Consider the following 1,858-nt stretch of genomic DNA (forward strand, 5'->3'; position numbering starts at 1 on the left):
AGGCCGTAGCCGCCGCCTCCGGGCGTCTCCAGGCGCACGGACTGGCCGCTGGCCAAGGGATGGCTGGCGATCTTGTTGGGCAGGCGTTGCTCGTCCGCGCGGCCGGGGTTCTGCACCACGCGGGAAGTGCCGCCGGTCAGCCCGCCGTTCAAGCCGGCGGCGCCGAACAGCGCGGCGTCGCAGCGGATGGTGCAGATCAACTGCTCGTGCAGCGAGCGGATCTGGCGCGCGATGCCCATGCCGCCGCGATGGCGGCCAGCGCCGCCGCTATCGTTGACCAGCGCGTACTCCTCGACCAGCAGCGGATATTCGATTTCCAGCGCTTCCGCGGGCAGGTTGGAGGTATTGGTCACGTGCACCTGGATGCCGTCCATGCCATCGCCCTGCGCCCGTCCGCCCGCACCGCCGCCCAGGGTTTCCAGGTAGACGAAGGTGCCCTTGCCGTCCTGCATGGGCACGGAGAACAGCATGGAAGGCATGACATCGTTGCACGAAGCCATGGCGCGATCGGGCGGCAGCAGCTGGCCCAGCGCGCCAATGACGGTGCCGGCCACGCGTTGCGCGGTGGTGACGCGCGCGCCCACCGCCGCCGGAAAGCGCGGATTGGTGATGGTGCCTTCGGGAGCGGTGATGGTGATGGGCTGGAACAGGCCGTTGTTGGGCATAAGCTCGGGATCGAGCATGGCCTTCACGGCGAAGTAGACGCTGGCGTTCAGGGCGCTGGCGGGCAGGTTGAAGGCGCCGCGCGCCTGCTTGCTGGTGCCCGTGAAATCCACGTGAAGCTGGCCGTCGCGCGCCTGCACGTTGGCCTGGATGGTGACCGGGTCGCCGCCCATGCCGTCATCGTCCATGCGCTCGGTGAAGGTATAGGTGCCTGCCGGCAGTTGCGCGATGCGGTTGCGCAGGCGCCGTTCCGTGTACAGCATGATGCTGTCGATGGCGGACAGCACGGTCTGCAGGCCGGACTGCTGCACCAGTTCCAGCATCAGCCTGGCGCCCTTGTCGTTGGTGGCGATCTGGGCGCGGATGTCGTGCATGCGGTTGTCTGGCTCGCGCGTGTTGTGCGCGATCATCTCCAGCAAGTCCATGTCCAGTTCGCCCTCGCGCACGATGCGCATGGCCGGCAGGCGGATGCCTTCCTCCCACACCGTTTTCAGATGGTGCGAGGTGGAGCCCGGAACGGCGCCGCCCACGTCGGTATGGTGGCCGATGTTGGCCGCGAAGAAGCGCAGCGCGCCTTCGTGGAAGATGGGCGTGATGACGGTGATGTCGGGCGCATGCGTGCCGCCCGCCAGATAGGCGTCGTTGCACAGGAACGCGTCGCCCGGCCGCACGCCGGCCGCGCCGTAGCGCCGCAGCACGGCGTCTATGCCGCCGGACAGCGATCCCAGGTGCACCGGCACGTGCGCGGCCTGCGCCACCAGGCGGCCGGCGGCGTCGAACAACGCCACGGAGCAATCCTTGCGCTCCTTGATGTTGGTGGAGAAGGACGAACGGATCAGCGTGTTGCCCATTTCCTCGGTAATGGACAGCAGGCGGTTGCTGAAGACCTCCATTTCTATGGGGTCGAAGGTGTCGGTACCGGCGGCGGAAGTCGATTGCTTGGTCATGGCAGCGCCTTAGGGATTGAGGTTGACGACGAGGTTGCCGTATTCGTCGGCGCGCGCCTGCTGGCCCGGCAGCACGACGGTGGTCGAGCTCATTTCCTCGATCACGGCCGGCCCGTCCACTGGCGCGTCCACCGGCAGCAGGGCGCGGCGCAGGATGGGCGTGTCGACCCAGCCCGCTCCCTCGAAATACACGTTGCGGCGTTCCTTCAGGGCGCCGTCCACGCTGGCACCGCCCGGCACGCGGGCCA

1 protein-coding gene and 1 pseudogene are annotated in these 1,858 nt (G+C 68.1%); both read right to left on the reverse strand.

Going from position 1 to position 1,858, the window contains the following annotated elements; all coding sequences use genetic code 11:
* Positions 1–1,610, reverse strand: a 1,610-nt coding sequence (locus VIR09_RS22940; RefSeq protein ID WP_332014940.1) for a hydantoinase B/oxoprolinase family protein, incomplete at its 3' end; no start/stop codon positions are given.
* A 9-nt stretch (positions 1,611–1,619) separates the two neighbouring features.
* A pseudogene (locus tag VIR09_RS22945) lies at positions 1,620–1,858 on the reverse strand (hydantoinase/oxoprolinase family protein); the annotation flags it as partial.

The sequence above is a fragment of the Achromobacter sp. genome (assembly GCF_036567245.1).
Classification (GTDB): domain Bacteria; phylum Pseudomonadota; class Gammaproteobacteria; order Burkholderiales; family Burkholderiaceae_B; genus Achromobacter.